Raw genomic sequence first — 4,105 nt, forward strand, 5'->3', positions numbered from 1 at the left:
CATATGAAAAATAACGACAAAGATTGGATAAGGAAGTGGATTCTGCGCGATCATTTCCGGGTTTCCCTCGGCGTTTTCGTGCAACGTTTCGCGCAGTTACGCAGGAGCGGAAAAGCGGACTGAGTACTCTCTGCTAAGATAGAGTTTCTTCGTGAAGAAAAAACGTCCGGCCACGAAAAACCAGCTCTTGCTTAACTGCGCTGTTAGTGGCTGGCATTTTACTTTTTACCTAATAACTTTTGAAACCATGAAATAGATTTTATTCTATTTAATTCAGATTTTAAATTTTCAATTTGGATATTTTTATTTCCTAATTCAATATTTAAAGCAGTTATCTCTAAGTTTTTTTGTGTTTTAATTTTTTGAAGTTCCTTTTTCTTATTTGTAAGTAATTCTAAATCTTTCAATAAAATTTCAACTTGTTTATTCTGAACAATTTTTTGTTTTGCTAATTCTTTAGAAACGGCATCAGTCTCTTCTAGCTTTTTTTGAGTTGTAAGTAGGTTTAGATTTAAATCTGCATTTCTCGTGTTCAATTGAATAATTTCATCTTCTCTAGTTTTGAGTAAATTTAGATTTTCTAAATTAGATATTTCTAATGTAGTTTTCAAGTCTTGAATTTCATAGAATTTCCTTTTATAGTTGCCTAAAATTTTAGCTTTTTGCAAGAAAAAGCGTTTGAATGTATCAGTTTCCAAGTCGTTTCGCAACTTGAATGCTTGAATAATATTCAAATAAGTTTCCTCGAATTTAAACTCATAAAAAGCTGCTCTAGCTTTTTTGTAAAATGCATCTGCTCTCCCTGAACTAATTTCTTTGATAATCAGCGTTGATGGTGTTTCATTCTTTGCAAATTCTACAACCCTAGAATCTGTAATAATTGCATTTTGATTGATGAATGATTTAAGAACTAATCCACTAGAAGTTGTACACCTACTAAGTGCTACGTATACTTGACCCGATGCAAATGCAGCTCCAACATCAGCGATGACTTTATCGAAAGTCAACCCTTGACTTTTATGCACAGTGATTGCCCAAGCTAGTTTTATTGGAAATTGAGTAAAAGTGCCAATTATATCTTCTTCGATCTTGTTCTCTTTTTCATTCCAACTATATCTAACGTTGTTCCAAGTTTGTTTTTCAACTTTTACTTCGATAACTTCACCATTGTCCTCATATTCAGCTATGATTTCATTGCCGTCGATAGATTTTATTTTTGCGATTCTTCCGTTGTAAATACCTTTGGTAAAGTCATTTTTCACAAAGATAATTTGAGCTTGCTCTTTGATTCTTAATAAACGTTCGGTTGGCAAATTATTTTCTGGAAACTCTCCATCAATTTGAGCATTGAACGTAAATTCAGTGGTAGGAAGACTTGCTAATTTGGTAATGTTAGTATTGTCTGCTGTTGCATTGTGCGTAGTAAGGGTGATATAATTTTGGTTTTCATTAGGTGAAAATGTTGGATTATATTTAGAATTTAAAAAATCCAATTCATTTTTGCTTACCTTATTTACTCGAATTCTATCTAAAATATCGATGAACTCTTTTTCCTTTTGACGATAAACTTTTTTCAGTTCTATGTAGATAGGCTGGTTTTGTTCAATAATTTTTGCGCTAAAGAAGAAAGGGCTTGAATAAAAGTCTCTTAATAAATTCCAATCTTTGTCGACCGGTGGCAATTGAAATGTATCGCCAATTAACAAAACTTGTACTCCACCGAAAGGTAAGAATTTGGTTCGTCGAAATGTTTTAAGCAATTTATCTATTACATCCAACATGTCGCAACGGACCATTGACACTTCATCAATTACTAGTAAATCAATATTATTTATCACATCAAGCCTTTCTTTTGTATACCTGAAGTGATCATATATTGTACTATTATCGGTGTCACCTAAATTAGCGGAAACCCTAAGTCGTTTATCATTAGGTAAAAAAGGCCCGAATGGAATTTTAAAAAATGAATTGATTGTTTGTCCGTTAGCGTTGATTGCCGCTACACCTGTATAAGCAACTACCGCCATATTTTTATTTGTAGTTTGACGCAAATACTTAAGAAACGTAGTCTTTCCTGTTCCTGCCTTACCTGTTAAATAAATTAACGGCGCATCATTATTCACTAGGTCTAATGCCTGCTTAAATTCGCTATTCTCAATGTCTAATTCAAATCCTGCTAAATTCATCGATTTATAGGTAGGTTCGATATGCTTGCCACTAACGTTAGGCCGCTTCACGCCGTTGCGGATCGAAGCGGACTGAGTTCTCTCTGCCGAAGATAATGTTTCTTCGTGAAACCGCAACTTCCGGCCACCGGAAACCCCGCAATGGCTTGAAACGGCGGTTATGGGCTGGTTGCATCTTTCCCTTGTTTTATCGCGACAATTATGCTAAGAATCATTAAAATTATTGAAATGAAGCCAAAAGAAAAAACCAAAAAATAAAGACTAGAATAAATTCCAAATGTTATTGCCAATAATATTGAGAAAACATAAGTGTATGATATGCTCGAAGCAATCCTATATTTCAGAATTGCTAGAACTAAATGGCTTAAAAATGATATTATTAAGGAAATTAGACATAATGTTAACGCAACATTTTTTAGGTCGTATGCAAAGCCAAAAGTTTTATTTAATCCAAAATTATCAATATCTACATAAGCAAGTAATAGAATCAAAATTACTCCAATTAGCAAATAAGGCCTTTTCTCAATTTCGTAAAAATCCATATGTGTTGTTATTTGCCGTCTCGGCAACTTGCCCATAACGTTTCGCCTGTAAGCGAATTCGCGGCCAAGCGGATTGAGTTTTCTCTGACGAATATAATATTTCTTCGTGAAGAAACAACTTCCTGCAACCAAAAACGAGCGCAATTCGCTTACAGGCTGTTATGGGCAGGTTTTCATCTGTCTTTGTCATAACAACGTACGGCAAGCTGTAGTGTACGATACCTCGCATTACTTGGTGTTTCTCTCTGATAAGCATCCTTTGTTTTGAAAACTACAACTGCATCAATTGCTGGAAATATTGATATAGTTTGTCCCCAGTGCCCTAATGCTGAATAACCGCCTTTAAAACGATTGTCTGTTATATTTTGCCACAACCACCAATAAAGTCCGTAGCCAAATGAATAATCCTTACCTCTAAAAATCGGTATATTTTTGTCTACTTCTGTATAAGATGTGATGGGATTTATCATTTGTTGTACCCACTTTTCATCTATTATTTGTTTGTCACTCCATTTGCCTTTATTGAGCATCAATAAACCAACTCTTGCCATATCTCTTGTTGAAAAGAACATAGGATATGCTGGAAAATAAGAACGAGTAGAGTCGCCTTCTTCTTTTTGCAATTCTCTTTTCCAATCCTGCATCATTAAAGGTTTAGCTAACTGTTTTTCAATTTCATCATAAATAGTTTGTCCTGTTTCTTTTTCAAAAATATAGCCTGCAACATTAAAGTCCCAATTGCTGTAAAGCCAATAATTGCCTGATTTTACACTTCCTCTTTTAGGTGCAAGGTCTAAAAAGTCACCTGGATAACTTGCTTGATGAAAAACACCTGACCTTGCTTCAAGAATATCTTTTATTGTCGCCTCTTTTTCAATTGGCAGCAAGCCGCCAACGTCATCAATTTTTAAATCGTTTAGGGTTTTATTCAGATTTATTTTTCCTGACTTAACATACTTTCCGTACAACATTGCCAATATACTTTTTCTGCAAGAAGCGATATAAGAATTTTCAACAACATCACCGAATTCAAATACCACAGAGCCTTTATGAATAATCATCATTCCTGTTATCTGTGTGCTGTCAATCACAAATTTCCTTAGGTTTTTGAGTTTTGTCGTGTCCCAACCATTTTTTTCTGGGTGTAAGTCGTTCGCCCAATTTTTTTTTGGGAATTGCTGTGCAATAAGATTTGTTTGTGAGAATAGAAAAATAATAATCAGTAAGCTTTGGAATTTTCTCATTTAGTTTCTATGCTTTTGGTGTTCGTATAAACTTGCCCATAACGTTTCGCGCATTTGCGTGGTCGCGTCAGAGCGAACTGAGTTCTGTCTGCCGAAGATAAACAAAGTTCGTGAAACTAAAACGTTCCGGCTA

General features: G+C 34.6%; 3 protein-coding genes. All 3 read right to left on the minus strand.

Annotated elements, in window-relative coordinates:
- Window positions 1-218: 218 nt before the first annotated feature.
- The 3 genes from BLP55_RS16285 to BLP55_RS16295 all read right to left on the minus strand — a co-directional run bounded on the left by BLP55_RS16285 (window position 219) and on the right by BLP55_RS16295 (window position 3,972).
- The gene (locus BLP55_RS16285; protein WP_091147350.1) at window positions 219-2,186 is read right to left on the minus strand and encodes an ATP-dependent DNA helicase; all 1,968 of its coding nucleotides are present in this window, start codon (window positions 2,184-2,186) and stop codon (window positions 219-221) included.
- 158 nt (window positions 2,187-2,344) lie between these two features.
- Entirely contained in the window at window positions 2,345-2,728 is a 384-nt protein-coding gene (locus tag BLP55_RS16290) for a hypothetical protein (RefSeq protein WP_139149799.1), read from the minus strand.
- Between the two features lie 173 nt (window positions 2,729-2,901).
- The gene (locus BLP55_RS16295) at window positions 2,902-3,972 is read right to left on the minus strand and encodes a serine hydrolase domain-containing protein (protein ID WP_091147347.1); all 1,071 of its coding nucleotides are present in this window, start codon (window positions 3,970-3,972) and stop codon (window positions 2,902-2,904) included.
- Between the last annotated feature and the right edge of the window lie 133 nt (window positions 3,973-4,105).

The organism is Flavobacterium caeni (assembly GCF_900101895.1).
Classification (GTDB): Bacteria; Bacteroidota; Bacteroidia; order Flavobacteriales; family Flavobacteriaceae; genus Flavobacterium; species Flavobacterium caeni.

What these genes read in the sequence shown, in the direction of transcription:
- BLP55_RS16295 (WP_091147347.1), bottom strand. Translation starts at nt 3,972, where the DNA reads ATGAGAAAATTCCAAAGCTTACTGATTATTATTTTTCTATTCTCACAA.
- BLP55_RS16290 (WP_139149799.1), bottom strand. Translation starts at nt 2,728, where the DNA reads ATGGATTTTTACGAAATTGAGAAAAGGCCTTATTTGCTAATTGGAGTA.
- BLP55_RS16285 (WP_091147350.1), bottom strand. Translation starts at nt 2,186, where the DNA reads ATGAATTTAGCAGGATTTGAATTAGACATTGAGAATAGCGAATTTAAG.